General features: G+C 70.2%; 15 protein-coding genes. 4 read left to right on the top strand and 11 right to left on the bottom strand.

Translation table 11 applies throughout. The features are described from left to right. Positions 1–13: 13 nt before the first annotated feature. The 3 genes from AC5677_RS36330 to AC5677_RS36320 all read right to left on the bottom strand — a co-directional run bounded on the left by AC5677_RS36330 (position 14) and on the right by AC5677_RS36320 (position 4,193). Positions 14–2,005, bottom strand: coding sequence for a protein-arginine deiminase family protein (locus AC5677_RS36330; protein ID WP_497192146.1), 1,992 nt, complete (start codon positions 2,003–2,005; stop codon positions 14–16). Positions 2,006–2,318: 313 nt separating this feature from the next. Next, a complete protein-coding gene (locus AC5677_RS36325; protein ID WP_497192145.1) occupies positions 2,319–3,185 on the bottom strand; it encodes a GNAT family N-acetyltransferase in 867 nt (288 codons plus the stop codon). Positions 3,186–3,287: 102 nt separating this feature from the next. Further along, entirely contained in the window at positions 3,288–4,193 is a 906-nt protein-coding gene (locus tag AC5677_RS36320; RefSeq protein ID WP_497192144.1) for a LysR family transcriptional regulator, read from the bottom strand. Between the two features lie 103 nt (positions 4,194–4,296). On the opposite strand from AC5677_RS36320, the gene AC5677_RS36315 reads away from it, so the two are divergent. Then, entirely contained in the window at positions 4,297–5,130 is an 834-nt protein-coding gene (locus tag AC5677_RS36315; RefSeq protein WP_497192143.1) for an oxidoreductase, read from the top strand. 229 nt (positions 5,131–5,359) lie between these two features. On the opposite strand, the gene AC5677_RS36310 is transcribed toward AC5677_RS36315, so the two are convergent. The 3 genes from AC5677_RS36310 to AC5677_RS36300 all read right to left on the bottom strand — a co-directional run bounded on the left by AC5677_RS36310 (position 5,360) and on the right by AC5677_RS36300 (position 6,651). Continuing rightward, positions 5,360–5,833, bottom strand: a complete 474-nt coding sequence (locus AC5677_RS36310) for an NUDIX hydrolase (protein WP_497192142.1) — start codon at positions 5,831–5,833, stop codon at positions 5,360–5,362. Positions 5,834–6,067: 234 nt separating this feature from the next. Continuing rightward, a complete protein-coding gene (locus AC5677_RS36305) occupies positions 6,068–6,226 on the bottom strand; it encodes a hypothetical protein (protein WP_497192141.1) in 159 nt (52 codons plus the stop codon). A 203-nt stretch (positions 6,227–6,429) separates the two neighbouring features. Next, positions 6,430–6,651: a DUF7489 domain-containing protein gene (locus AC5677_RS36300; RefSeq protein WP_497192140.1), complete on the bottom strand. Its 222-nt coding sequence runs from the start codon at positions 6,649–6,651 to the stop codon at positions 6,430–6,432. A 327-nt stretch (positions 6,652–6,978) separates the two neighbouring features. Between AC5677_RS36300 and AC5677_RS36295 the strand changes: the two genes are divergently transcribed. Next, a complete protein-coding gene (locus tag AC5677_RS36295; protein WP_497192139.1) occupies positions 6,979–7,902 on the top strand; it encodes an STM4015 family protein in 924 nt (307 codons plus the stop codon). Positions 7,903–8,141: 239 nt separating this feature from the next. On the opposite strand, the gene AC5677_RS36290 is transcribed toward AC5677_RS36295, so the two are convergent. Further along, positions 8,142–8,990, bottom strand: a complete 849-nt coding sequence (locus tag AC5677_RS36290) for an NmrA family NAD(P)-binding protein (protein WP_497192138.1) — start codon at positions 8,988–8,990, stop codon at positions 8,142–8,144. Continuing rightward, complete coding sequence (locus tag AC5677_RS36285; protein WP_497192137.1) at positions 8,987–9,412, bottom strand: nuclear transport factor 2 family protein; 426 nt, start codon at positions 9,410–9,412, stop codon at positions 8,987–8,989. Before AC5677_RS36285 ends, AC5677_RS36290 begins: the two co-directional genes overlap by 4 nt. An 85-nt stretch (positions 9,413–9,497) precedes the next feature. Between AC5677_RS36285 and AC5677_RS36280 the strand changes: the two genes are divergently transcribed. Together AC5677_RS36280 and AC5677_RS36275 are read left to right on the top strand one after the other, a co-directional pair. Next, positions 9,498–10,103, top strand: a complete 606-nt coding sequence (locus tag AC5677_RS36280; RefSeq protein ID WP_497192136.1) for a TetR/AcrR family transcriptional regulator — start codon at positions 9,498–9,500, stop codon at positions 10,101–10,103. Between the two features lie 457 nt (positions 10,104–10,560). Next, the gene (locus tag AC5677_RS36275) at positions 10,561–10,845 is read left to right on the top strand and encodes a hypothetical protein (protein ID WP_497192135.1); all 285 of its coding nucleotides are present in this window, start codon (positions 10,561–10,563) and stop codon (positions 10,843–10,845) included. 179 nt (positions 10,846–11,024) lie between these two features. Here the strand turns inward: AC5677_RS36275 and AC5677_RS36270 are convergent, their stop codons facing one another. From AC5677_RS36270 to AC5677_RS36260, 3 genes are all read right to left on the bottom strand, one after another. Further along, positions 11,025–11,516 carry a nuclear transport factor 2 family protein gene (locus AC5677_RS36270; protein ID WP_497192134.1) on the bottom strand — a complete coding sequence of 164 codons (492 nt, stop codon included), beginning with the start codon at positions 11,514–11,516 and terminating at the stop codon, positions 11,025–11,027. Between the two features lie 277 nt (positions 11,517–11,793). Next, on the bottom strand, positions 11,794–12,303 hold the full coding sequence (locus AC5677_RS36265) for a DinB family protein (RefSeq protein WP_497192133.1): 510 nt from the start codon (positions 12,301–12,303) through the stop codon (positions 11,794–11,796). 301 nt (positions 12,304–12,604) lie between these two features. Then, positions 12,605–13,174 (bottom strand): carbonic anhydrase, encoded by a 570-nt coding sequence (locus AC5677_RS36260; protein WP_497192132.1) that lies wholly within the window; start codon positions 13,172–13,174, stop codon positions 12,605–12,607. Positions 13,175–13,591: the final 417 nt, after the last annotated feature.

The raw sequence follows: 13,591 nt of genomic DNA, 5'->3' as shown, positions 1-13,591 counted from the left end.
CCCGGGGCCGGGCTCAGTCCCGCTCCGTCCACCACGGCCTGGTTCCGGAGAGGCTGCGCAACGCGTTGGTCGCGCAGTGCACTTCTCCGCCGACCGTGCCGCGGTGGTGCGCGTAGTCCCAGTCCTCCACCCACGCGATCCGGGTGCCGCGCCGGCTCAGGGCCTTCTCGGCAGCCCGCTCGAAGACGTCGCGGCCGCCCGCTTGCGGGGCGTGCTGGCGCGGCGCCATATAGACCCCGGTGCCGGTACCGACGCCGTTGGCCACGCCGGGCAGGTAGTTGGCGACCACGTCATGCCGCGGATATCCGGCAGGCACATCGATCACGTTGAACAGGGCGGGGACGCGCACGATGTCGTGCTCCGTCAGTCCGGCGCGCGTGCGCAGAGTGCGCAGCGCGGCGTCGATGCCGTGCCGGGCGATCTCGGTGCCACGGGTCAGGGAGGGCTTGCGCAGCGCGCCGGCGATCGTCAGTCCCGGGTCCTCGGTGTCCTTGGGGGCGATACCGCGGACCAGCGGTCGGCCGCCCTGACCTTGTTTCGCGAGGTCGCTCAGCAGTTTCCGGCCGAGGCCGGGGTCGGCGACGACGGCCACCCAGCCACGGGCGTTCCGCGCCGGGACGAAGGACAGGAACTCGTCGATGTGGCCAACCCCCAGCCAACTGGTGTCCAGCGCTATCGGCCGCTGGTATCCCTGCGCGGCGAGCATCCGGAGGAAGGAGGGGTCGGGGGACTCCATGCCTCCGTTCCCGCCGTAGACGATCCGCCCGACCGGGTAGCGATGGCCACGCCAGGTGTAGGGCGGGAGGGTGCCGAAGTTCCCGGTGGAGCTGAAGGAGCCGTAGTACTGGCTGTCGTCGCTGCCGACGCGTCGGGGGTCGTACTGCTGGAGCACTCCCGTACCGGGGCCGCGGAGCAGTGGGAACGCGCTGCGCGAGGCGTCCCTGAGGGGGAAGGCACGGGTCGCCGTGCCCGGCATCACGTCCGCGGACCGCACGACGACGGTGACGCGGTGCTCCCGGCCTCCGGGGGCGGGAAGGGAAGCGTAGGCGGTCTTGAACAGGTCCTGCATCCAGACGTCGCCGCCCGTGGGGTAGTTGTACAGGGGGGCGGGCAGTCCGGCCCGGTCGAGGCCGCGTCGCAGGTCGCGGCGGAACGCGGCTTCCCCGGGCTGCGCGGGCGGTGGCTGTACGGAGGGGTCGTAGCGCTTGCCGCGCTCCACATCGACCGGCTTGGTGGTGTGATCGGCCATCATCATGCGCCGCAGCGGCATCAAGTCGTTCGCGAACACCAGCGGCGCGACCCGGAGCCGCACCCGGTCCTCGGTGGTCGCACCGCCGCGGTCGACCCTCAGGACAAGGTCGGCGAAGCCGTTCCACCGCTTCGGGTCGCGCACGAAGTCCCGTGCCTCGACACCCAGCCGGACACCGAGGCGCAGTTCACGGGTGGTCAGCCGGTCGCCGGGCTCCAGCCGGACCATCCGGCCGTGACGCTCGGCGAAGATCCCGACATGGTCCCGGGAGCCGGGGTCCGCGGCGACGGTGGCAGTGGTTCCGGTCTCGGCACCGGGGTCGGCGGTGATCCGCGCGGGGGCGAGGTCGGCCAGATCGGCTTTCCCGTTGACGACGGTGTCCGCGGCATCGCGGCAGGCGGCGAGGCGGTCGTCGGGCAGCCGCGCGCCCGCGCGGCCCACGGTGGGACAGCGCTGCTGGTCGTCGTCCACATTGGGCAGCATCAGCGCACCGCGGCCTCGGGTCCACGCGTACTTGCCGGGGTCGTCGGCCGGGGTGAGCCGACCGTCCCGGTCCGTGTCGACCCGGAGCGCCGGCCCGTCGGGCGCCGCGTGCGCCGCACGGGCCAGGAACGCCCCCGTCGCGGCCACGAGCAGGGCCGCCCCGAAAGCACCCGCTCTCGCCGCACGGGGACGGCGGCGCGCATGGCACGGGCTCTGTTCGGGGTGGGGGTCGGGGCGGGCGGGCGAGGTGGGCGGGGAGGCGTCGTGGTCCATGCCCCCACCCTCCGCGCCAGGAAGAGCGCCGGGCATCCACCGGACGGCGGGGTGCCGTCCGAAAGACGGCGGCCGCCTCATCCTTTCGGCGGTCGGTGAGCCCTCGCCCCGGCCGCGGGCAGCCACGGTTGACACAGTGGCTTGAGCCTGGGTGCGGTCGTTGGGGGTCCAAGCCGCGACCAGAAGGCCAGATGCTCAGCACGCTCCCGAGACGTGTCTCGGCCACTCCTCACGGCCCTGGACGGCGCGCCATGACACGGTCGCCGCGCACGCCCGACGCCGGCGTCCATCGAGGGCTGCCGAGGCAACGTCGCTAGGCGTCCCGGAATCGATCCCGGACCTCGGGGCGTTGCTGGAAGCCGGCCGACTTGTAGGTGGCGACGGCGCCGACATTGGCGCTCGGGGTGCAGACGATCGCGCTCGACGAGCCCAGCTCCTGGAGTGCGGCCGCCGCCGCGACGGTGATCGCCTCGCCGTAGCCGCGGCGGCGATGCGCCCGGTGTACGCCCATCGGTTCGAGCAACCCGGGCCTCCCCGGACCGGCCGACCACACCGTCACCGCCGCCACCGCGTTGCCCTGGTCGTCGTACGCGACCAGACACCGGGCGTCTGCGTACGGCAACCCGGCCGCCATCGCGTGCCAGCGCACGTCCGTGAACCTCGACCCGTCGAACGCCGCCCGTTGTACGGCGGTCCGCACGTGCGCCCGCTCCGGCCCGACCACCTCGATCCGCACGCCTGGATCCCGCACCGGCTCCGTGAGGTCGCGACGCAGCGGCGTCCACGGCTCGTCAACGTCCCAGCCGTCCTCGGACAGCAGATCGTGGACCAGTACACCCACCGGCGCATCGATGCTCGCCTTCCCCTCGGGCAGCACACCGCGGTCCCGTTCGGTCACGTCCTCAACCACCTGCCGCGCCAGCGCCTCGTCCCGCTGAGCGTCCGGCGCGATCGTCAGCCGCAACAGCTCGGGACTGTCCAGCAGTCCGACGGCGAGAATCCGTCCGCCCCGGCTCCACGTCCTGACCGCCGCGGCGGTCGCTTCCGCACCGAACCGCCAGAACCAGCCCAGGTCCCCCGGATGCAGTTGCATCGGCGCCCCGTCGTGCTGCCATTCCCGCAGCACGTCCACAACCTCGCTCAGCCCGTCGACGTCCGGCTCGCCCAACGCAATCGCCATACCCCCGATCACACACCACCGCACCGACGGTCCGCACCTGGTTTCCGACCGGCCGGTGTGGTGCCGGTTTGCGGACTCGGGAGGGCAGGCCGCCACGCCCCCTCAGTCCGTTGGCTCGGTCGCCAGCTCGCACGCGCGCACGTATGCGTGCACCAGCGGGCTGCGGTCGTCGGCGCGCCAGGCCAGCGCGAAGCGGCTGGGCGAAATGCCCCTCACCGCACGGGTGACGACTCCGCCGAGGGTGATCAGCGGGGCGTTCCCGGCCGCCAGCAGGACCACGCCGAGACCCGCGGCGAGCGCCTCGTACGTCTCCTCGGTGCTTGCCACCTCCGCGCCGATGAGTGCCGGCTTCCCGCCGCGGGCATCGGTGGCGAGCCAGTAGTCCCGCAGCGGCCCGGCGCTGTCGGGCAGCGCGAGGAACGGCTCGCCCAGCAGGTCGGTGAAGTCGATGATCTCCCGGTCGGCGAGCGGGTGCGTATCGGCCATCGCGACCAGACGGGGCTCCTCGGCGACCACCACCCACCGGTAGCGGCCCTGATCGGGCAGCGGCAGCCAGACGAACGCCGCGTCGCACGTGCCGTCGGCGAGCCCGGCGGTCGCGTCGCGCCAGGGGACCTGGTGAAGTCTGATGCGGGCATCGGGGCGCGCGGCGGTGAAGCGGGAGCGGATCGCCGGCAGTACGCCCCCGCGCCCCGGGCTGGTGCTCATCCCCACGACGAGGACGGTCGCCTGATCGGCCACGACCCGGGCGACTGCCTCCTGGGCCGCCTCCCACTCGGCGAGAATGCGCTGAGCATGTGGCAGCAGCGCTGCACCGACCGCGCTCAGCCGCACTTCGCGCCGATCGCGCGCGAACAACGTGGCCCCCACCTGCTTCTCCAGCATCCGGATCTGCTTGCTCAGCGCGGGCTGCGAGACGTACAGCCGCTCGGCTGCGCGCGTGAAGTGCAGCTCCTCGGCCACCGCGGCGAAGTACCTCAGGTCCCGTCCGTGAACATCCATAACCATCGGCTATCACAGCGGATCTTGGACGGGCAACCGGTCTGCCCCGCAAGGTAGTTCACACACGGACGGCCGAGAACGGCGGACCGCCTGGCAGAGGGAGAAGAGCATGAACAAGGTATGGCTGGTCACCGGGGCGAGCAGCGGGTTCGGCCGGGCGATCACCGAAGCGGCCGTGGCCGCGGGCGACATCGTGGTCGCCGCTGCCCGCCGCACTGCGCTGCTCGACGACCTGGTCGCCGCGCACCCGGACCAGGTCGAGGCGCTGCCGCTGGACGTCACCGACACCGCGGGCGTTCAAGCCGCGGTCGACGGCGTGGCGGCCCGGCACGGCCGGATCGACGTCCTGGTCAACAATGCCGGACGGGGCATGGTCGGTGCGGTGGAGGAGACCACCGACGCGGAACTGCGGGACCTGATGGACGTGCACTTCTTCGGCCCGGCCGCGCTCATCCGGGCTGCGCTGCCGCATATGCGCCGCCGGGGCTCGGGGGCCATCGTGCAGCTGACCAGCATGGGCGGCCGGTTCGCCTTCGCCGGAGTCGGCGCCTACTGCGCCACCAAGTTCGCCCTGGAGGGGCTCTCCGAGGCATTGGCCGCCGAGGTCGCCCCGCACGGGATCCGGGTGCTGATCGTCGAGCCCGGTGCGTTCCGTACCGGCTTTGCGGGTGCCGGAACCCTGCAGCAGTCCGCGGCCCTGGACGCCTACCAGGACACCGTGGGGCTGGTTCGCTCCGGGCTGCCGGACGGCAGTGGCCAGGAAGTCGGAGACCCGGCCAAGGCCGCAGCCGCCATTCTCACTGCTCTGGACTCCGACGAGCCCCCGCTGCGCCTGCCGCTCGGCAACGACGCCGCCGACGCGATCATCGACCACCTCGACCGCGCCCGCACCGAACTCCGCTCGTGGGAAAAGCTCACCCGCTCCACCGACTTCGACGACTGACACCTCCAGCCGCCTCCGCCCCTGCTACCGCCCACCGTCTCCACGCAGGCGCGGCGCGAGCCTCAGGCGGCGGGAGCGGCGGGCGACGCGGGCCACGCGGGCGACGCACCGGCCGTACAGGACATCGCGGTCGGGGACACGCAGCATCCGGCGGCGAAGGTCACGCACGCATGGGCGTGGTTGGTTGGTTGGTTGGTTGGTTGGTTGGTTGCTTGGTTGCTTGGTTGCCTCAGTGCTGGATCAGACCGCCGACCGCAACGGGCGCGACATGGCCGGTTGCTGGAAGGGTGCACGCCAAGGCAAGGCCGATGTCGACAAGCGATGACCGGCGCAGCCCGGCGATGTCGGGAATCGGAGTCCACACCGACTCGGCGATGTCGCCGTTCGGCTCCGGCCTGAGTTGGCCGCCGGTGATGCGTACCCGGTAGAAGATGCCGACATTCTGGTGCTCCGATCCGCCGGGAACGGCTCGTTCGGCTGCGGGGATGACTCTTGAGTCCACACCCAGCAGTCGTTCGACCACCGCCTCGCAGCCGGTTTCCTCGGCCACTTCCCGGATCACCGCATCAAACGGATCCTCCGCGTGCTCGACCCGGCCGCCCGGAAGTGTCCAATTGGCCTCACCGCTCGCAGGTACATGACGGGCGAGCAGCACCCGCCCGTTCACGATGCACACGGCGTACGCCGCCAGCCGAAAGCTCATAACCTGTCTCCCTCCCCTTCGGACGCTCTCCAACGTCCACGTTCCGCGCGTCGCTGACCTTGCTGCCCCGTCGGCTGGGACACGTCTCAGCAAGAGCGCACGTGGTGTCAGCGGTTCGTTGCGGGACGGGGCTGCCCGGTCTCGGGGGGGGCTTGTCCTCGACGGTCACTTGTCCAACGGCTGTCACCGTTCGCAGGCCAGTCTCTTCAAGGACTTCGCGGAGAACCCCCTCTGTCACCTCTTCCAGCTCTTCCAGCTCTTCGCCGGGGCCGACACCCCCGCAGGGATCTGGGTGCCGGCCCCGGAATCATCGACGTGGTCGAAGATCAGCAACTCGGACACATCGCGGTGTCGGATGACGTAGGCGGCGACGCGGACTCGTGGACGGATCATCCCGGCATTCTCCGATGGCTGCGGCCGGTCACGACGAAGCCGTCGTTCGGTCGCTCAGGCGAACGGGGCCGTGGCCACGAGACACGACAAACTCGCGGTCCGCTACGAGGCCACGGTCCTCGTAGCGGCGATCAACGAGTAGCCGTGATCCGCACCTTCGAAAGCCGCGGCAGGCCGCCCCGATGGAGATGCCTCGCGGGAGGCTACTCCTTGGCCGGGTCGGCGCCCGGCCGCTTGACGATCCGATCGCCGACCTCGATCGACTTCCATAGCCGGCGGTTGATCCGGACCTTCATGGATTCGTCGTCGGCAAGGCGGATCTCGACGAAGTGGTACATGTTCGAGCCGTCGAGCATGCCCCGCGACTTCTTGATGACGATGCCTTCCCAGGCGTCGTCTCGTCCGATTTTGTGAGATTTGAACATGCTGTGAGTCTAGGAGGATCGGCAGCCGACCCTGCAGAGCCGTGGGTCACCATCCTGGCGATGACATATGTCATGCCGGGCCGCTGGAACAGCTTCGAACAGCCTCGTTGCGCGACAGGCGGACAGACGGACAGACAGCCGCACTAGGAAATGAGCCCGTGAGCCCGTGGGCCCGTGAGCGGGCGAGCCGGTCGGAACATCACCATCCGCCGCATGGTCGGCAGACCCGTTCTCTCACCGCTGATGACGACAACAGCCGCACTCTCCCGGTCCTCACCTGTCCGAACACGACGTTACGGTGAACCTCACGACGAAGGGGGAGCATCGATGCACGGGAACCAGCGCACCACGGAGTTCCACGGCCTGCCGGTGGTGGCGTTCGATCCGGACAACGCCGCCGGTACCGATCCGCACGGACCGGCCTGGCATCTCAGCGCAGCGGTCTCCGGCCCGCCCGAATTCCCCGAGCTCTTCGAATGCTTCGCGCGGACCGTCGACACCACCCAGGTGACCACCCTGGTCCTGGGCTTCACGGGCTTCGACGGCCCGGCCGCCGCAGCGCATCTGATCGAGGCCGCCGAGCGGTTCCCTCGGCTGCAGGCGCTGTTCCTCGGCGACGAACAGGACTTCTCCTGCATCCACCAGACCGACCTCACTCCCGTCTTCGCACGCTTCCCGCTGCTGGAGCGACTGGACGTGCGAGGGAAGCAGGGCTGGGAGCTGAACCCCTTCCACCATGCCGAGCTGAAGATCCTCCGCTTCGAGTCCTGCTGTCTGCCGTCCGATGTCGCGCGGGCGGTGGCAGCCGGCGGCCTGCCCGCGCTGGAACGCCTGGACCTCTGGCTCGGCGTCGACGACGGCGAGGGAGAGGTTGCCGACGCGTTCGACCTGGCGCCGATCCTCAGCGGTGAACGGCTGCCCGCCCTGCGGTCCCTGGGCCTGGAGAACAGCGCGGTCCAGGACGAGATCGCCGAGGAGGTGGCGAAGGCCCCCGTGGTGGCGCGCCTGCAGTCGCTGAGCCTGGCCATGGGAACGCTCACCGACCGAGGCGCGGAATGCCTGCTCACCGGCCAGCCGCTGACCCACCTCAAACGACTCGACCTGCACCACCACTACCTGTCCGAGCCCATGATGGAACGGCTGCGTACCGCCCACCCCGATACCGAGGTCAACCTCGGCCAGGCCCAGGGCGCATACGACGGTCCCTTCGACGAGGCTCACAACATGGTCGCGGACGGGCGGGACTTCTGAGCGGAGCGGCCGACGTCGCCATGAAAGGCGGCGGGAAAACCTGGTGCGGGCACAGGCTTGACCTCACCAGTGCCACCTTCGACGACCGAGACTGCAATGGCGCGCGGTTCAACGGCGCCCCTGTCTCCTTCAAATTCAAAGACGCGGAGTTCGTCGTCGGCACGGTCTCGAGACTCGAGACTCGACCATGATGCCGACATCACCTGGGGCAACCCCAAACGGCTGATCGTCCCGAACCTTCAGCCACTACCCCGCACCTCCCTTTCCAGGAGGGCGCGGAAGGTGCCCGGGGGCCGACCGGTGAGGCGCTGGACGGTGTCGGTGATGCGGTCCTCCGACCCGTCGGCGATGGCGCGGTCCATGCCGGCCAGCAGGGCGGCGAACTCCGCCGGCATCAGCTCCGTGAGGCGATCGAGCAGCTGCTCGTAAGACAGACGGTGGTGGACCACGGGCCGACCGGTGACCTCGGTGACGATCGTGGCGATGTCGTCGTAGCCGAGTGCCTGTGCCCCGGTGAGGACGAGATCGGTGTTGGGCGCTTGCTCGTCGGTCAGAGCGTGGACGGCGACGGCGGCGATGTCCTCGGCGTCGACGAAGCCGACCCGGCCGTTCCCGGTGGCGGTCCAGATGGTGCCGTTCTCGCGGATGCTGCGGGCGTGCGCGTGCGTGCCGGTGAAGTTCTGCATGAACCACGAGGGCCGCAGCACGGCCCACTGTTCGAACAGGTCGGGCAGGACCTGGTGCACCGTTCCCACCGCCGGGCCGCCCATGGAGATGGCCGAGGAGCTCAGCAGCACCACGCGGTGGACGCCGCTGGTACGGGCCTGATGGAGGAACGGCAGCATGATCGCCGCCGGGTCGGAGTCTCCCAGGGGCGGTATGAGGTAGACGCGGTCGACTCCCGCGAGGGCGGCGGCATGGGTGGCGGGGTCGTACCAGTCGAAGCGGACCGGCTCGGCGCCGGGGAGCGGGGTGGCGTGACGGCTGCCGGCCTTGACGCGGTGACCGGCGGCCGTCAGCCGCGCGGTGATGCGGCTGCCGGTGGTACCGGTGGCGCCGATGACCAGAGTGGTGCCGATGGCGGTCATCGACGGCTCCCGGTGAAGTCGGCCCCGGGTTGGAGAACGGCGAGCGGGTTCCAGTAGTCGCGGTAGGAGGTGATGTGCCCGTTCTGGACGGTCACGACGGCGATGTAGGTCGCGTCGAAGGCAGCGCCGGTCTCCACCAGGCGGCCGACGCCGCGCATCTCCACCACGACGGTCTCCGGATCGGTGGTCTGGTGGATCCGCAGGTCGGGGACGTCGCGCAGATCGATGTGGTCGGGGTAGTGGCGCATATAGGCGGCGATGGCCTGCTTGCCCTCCAAACGCCGAGGCCAGCCCTCGGGCGCAAAGGGAAACTCCATCACGCCGTCCTCGGCCCACAGGCCGACCCAGCCGGCGATGTTCTTGTCCAGCAGCAACCGCAGACCGTGGCGGAAGAGATCCGCCGGAGAAGTCGGTTCGGACATGGGTATCCTCTCTCTTGCAGATGCGGACCTTGGGTCCGCTTTAAAGATACGGACCACGGGTCCGCTTTGTAAAGGGAGGAGCGGCATGCCCGAGCGCAAGTCCCGCAAGGACGCCGTCCGAAACCGGGAGGCCGTACTCGCGGCCGCCGACACCCTCTTCGCCCGCTGCGAGCGTCCCGAGGACGTCACCATGGCCGATATCGCAGCCGCGGCCGGCGTCGGCAAGGGCACGCTGTTCCGCGCCTTCAGCGATCGCACCGGACTGCTCCGCGCGCTGTACGAAGCGCGGCTCGAACCGATCCGTGAGGCCGTTGATGCCGGCCCGCCACCTCTGGGGCCTGACACCCCACCGCAGGAGCGCGTGCCCGCCCTGCTGGACGCCGTCCTGTGCTTCAAACTCGACAACCGGCGCCTTGCTCTGGCCCTGGAGGAAAGCGGGAGCGGCAGCCCGTACCAGGCCGAGCATTACGGGCGGTGGCACGGCCTGCTCCAAGCGTTGCTGGAGCAGATCCCCGCCCTGACCGACAGCGACTGCGCCTTCACCGCCCACGCCCTGCTCGCCGCCACCCGCGCCGACCTTGTCGAGCACCTGGCCGGGCAGGAGTGCGTACCGCGGGAAAGAATGCGGGCGCAGTTGGCGAACTTCGCCGCCAGGGTCCTGGCAACGCCCCCTGGCCCGCGGCAGGGCTGACCGCCGAGGACTGATCGAGGTCTTTTCGACGTCTTTTCGAGGACTGCGATCGAAGACTGTGCTCGAGGAAGTTTCGAGGACTGATCGTGGATCGGGCGAGTCCTCGATGGTCGGGGACTCTCACAACCGGGGGCGGTTCTGCGAGTGCCAGGGCCTTTGCCGGGGCTGCAAGAGCCGGATCGTGACGGGCCCCTCACACCCACGCCCACCGCACCCGCATCCAATTCGGACGGCCTCGAACGCTGCCCTTCCCCGCGTTGGTGAGCTGAGTACCCACGGCGACAGGCTCCTCGGGTCCGAACCGGACCCTCACCCTGGCAGTGCACCGACCGCGCCCGTTCGGATCGCCGAACACGGCCCTTCAGGTGATTGGCGGCCTCCTCACAAGCCAGGCAGCCGTCCGAGGGGTACGACGTCCCAGCAAAGCCCTACCCGGAACACCACGAGGAGATCGGCCATGTACGCAGCAGTTCGGCGGTATGAAGGGGTGACCGATCCGGTCGAGACGGGACGCCTCGTCAACGAGGGTTTCGTACCGCTCATGCGCCAGGTCCCCGGATTCGTGGCCTACTACTGGCTCGACGCCGGCGACGGAGTGATGATCTCGACCAGCGTCTTCCAGGACCGGGCCGGCGCCGAAGAATCAGTCTTGAGGGCCGCGGATTTCGTTCGGGACCGCCTCGCCTCACTGCTCCCCAACCCTCCCCAGGTCACGACCGGGGAGGTTGTGGCGTCCGCGTGACAGCGGAGCCCACCATGCGCAGAAGGCGCGAGGATTTTGCGAGGCGCGCAATGTGAAGCTCTGTCAGAACGGGCGGATGGCCGCCCTGATCCCGCTTCGCCACCACCCCGGCGGCACGTTCACGCGCGCCGCCGGACGCCCAACCGCGCCCAGCCCCACCGCTGTCCGGGCCGCGGGGGTTACGTGCATGCGCGGGGGGCGTTGGTGTCCGGGAGCCGCTCCGTGCCGGCGCCGCGGCCGAAGGGCAGGAAGACGGTGCGGGTGGCGAGATGCCAGATGCCGTCGATGTTGCGGAACGTGTCTTCGTAGTGGCCCACTTGGGTCGGGAGGCGGGGCTCGATCATCCCGCCGGTGTAGCCGTCGACCCGGTACGTCGTCAGATACGAAATGGCGCGGGCCATCGTGGGGGACTCCACCGTGACCAGGACGTTCGTCATGAGACGGCGCGAGAGTCTGTCCGCCGGGCGGGAGGCGAAGTAGGCGCGCAGGGCCTCACGGCCCTCGATTTGGCGGTCGCCGTCAGGCCAGTGCCAGACGCCATCAGGCGCGAACAGCTCGGCCACCGAACTCGGTTCGCCGAGGTCGAGGCGGTGGATGAAGTCCACGATGATCCGCTCGCAGGCGCGTTCCGCAAGCATCCGATCGACCGGGGCGATGATCTCGTCGTCCATGCCTCTGTCTATCAGCCGCACCACGTTGCCGGGTAACGCTTTGTGTCGGGCGACGGAAAGGCAGGAGGAGACGACGTTCTCCTCCGCCGGCCGTCTCCATCAAGCCTGTTCATCAACCCTCTCCATCGAGGACCGCACCGCCCAGGGGTTAATCGCTTCACGACTCGACCGGATCGTCGTTCGTGCCGAGCCGGCCCGTTTCGCCCCCGGCGGTAGCGGGCCCAACCGGTTCTGCGGCGGGGCCGGCCGCCGCGTGTATCCGTCGCAGGCGCTCCGGTCAGGCGCCGACCGTGCCGTCCGTCCCCTCGCGGAGGAAGTCCGCGTGGCCGTTGTGGCGGCCGTACTCCAGGATCATGTGGAGCATCACCATCCGCAGGGACACGTCCTCGCCCCAGCGCGGCTGGTGTCCGGCGAGGTCCAGGGACGGGGCCTCGCGCTCGATGCGGCGCGAGTGCTCGACCTCGGCCTCCCACTCCGCGAACGCCTCCTCGGCGCTCGCGCCCGTGGTGTCGTACGCGGCCTGGAAGTCGAACTCCTTCTCCGACCAGACCATCGGGGCGGCGTGGTCATCGAACACCCGGCGAAACCAGGCGCGTTCGACCTCGGCCATGTGGCGGACCAGGGCGAGCAGGGAGAGCGTCGACGGCGGGCTCGACCGCTGCTTGAGCTGATCCTCCGTCAGACCCTCGCACTTCATCGCCAGGGTCGCCCGGTGGAACTCCAGGAACGCCCGCAGCGTTTCGCGCTCCGTGCCGAAGAGGGGTGGGCCAATGCGTTCGACCGTCACGGTGGGTCCTCTCGGGGCGAGCTGGAGCGAGCCGGGGCGTCGAACGTATCCCGTTCCTCCGGCTGCCGGGGGCGAGGAAGGTATCCCGGATGGCTTTGTCCGCGGGAACGGACAGCATGTCGGTCGTGGTCCGGGCGGCGCTCGGCTGCCGCAGCCGGGCGGTAACGTTCACGGGTTTCGACAGCATCGCCGTGATTGCCCCGTCCCGTGATGCCGACGGCCAGGTCCCTGGGGCCTCGGGAAGGCGGTGCGGACGCCCGTCACCGACCCGACAAAGCCGTTCGGCTCTCGTCCGACCGGATCAGGACGGCGCGCCGGACAGGACTTGCACCTTGCCGGTGTCGAGCGAGTAGTAGGCGCCGACCACGGCCAGGGCTCCCTTGTGCACGAGTGGGGCGAGGTCCTGGTTGGAGCGCAGGTCGGTCGCGGTCAGCTTGACCTGGGCGCGGGTCATGGTCTCGACAGGGTCGGTGCCGCCTTCCCGCACTGCCTGCTCGTATGCCGGACGCAGAGCCCTGACGATCGCCTGCAGGTTGCCGGGCAGCGGTTTGCCGTCACGAAGGGACGTGTACGCCGCCTTGACCGCGCCGCACCGCTGGTGCCCGAGGACGACGATGAGCGGGGTGCCGCTGGTCATGGGCCCGTACTCGACGGACCCGGTGACCACCGGGCCGACCGCCTCCCCGCCCGTGCGCATCACGTACAGATCACCCAGCCCGGTGTCGAAGAGGAGTTCAGGCGGCACCCGGGAATCGATGCACGCGAGGATCGCCCCGAAAGGTTCCTGGTTCTGGGCCACGAGCTGACGCCGGTTCGGATCGCGGTCGGGGTGCTGCAGGTCTCCGCTCACCCAGCGCTTGTTGCCTTCCATCAGTCTCTCGAACGCCGCGGCAGGCGTGCTGGGGCGCGGGCTCGGCGAGGCACCGGCCGCCGCCGGGGCGGCCCTCATCGATGAGCACCCGGCGAGCGCGACGGTGACGCCCGCAACTCCGCCGACGAGCACCGCCCTACGGTCCAGACGCCCTCGACTGTCCACCGGTCGCACCCCTCAATGCCGCTCGGACCCATCCCTGCCTCGTGACCCGGGCAATTGTTCAGCGCGGGGTGGGCGACCTGGCCGCAGGCGCACGCGAGCACGGGGGACGTTGCCCTGGACGGCCCACAGATCGGCTCGCGCGGCGGCGGCGTGCGCCTCTGGCCGAGGCCCTGGCCTGGCCTGGCCTGGCCTGGCAGGCAAGCAGGCTGGCTGCAGCGCCTCAGCGTCACAGTGCCTCAACGCCACAGCGCC

The sequence above is a fragment of the Streptomyces sp. JLSY215 genome (genome assembly GCF_059682825.1).
The sequence above is the reverse complement of the archived record's forward strand: the minus strand, read 5'-3'. Positions and strand labels throughout refer to the sequence as shown.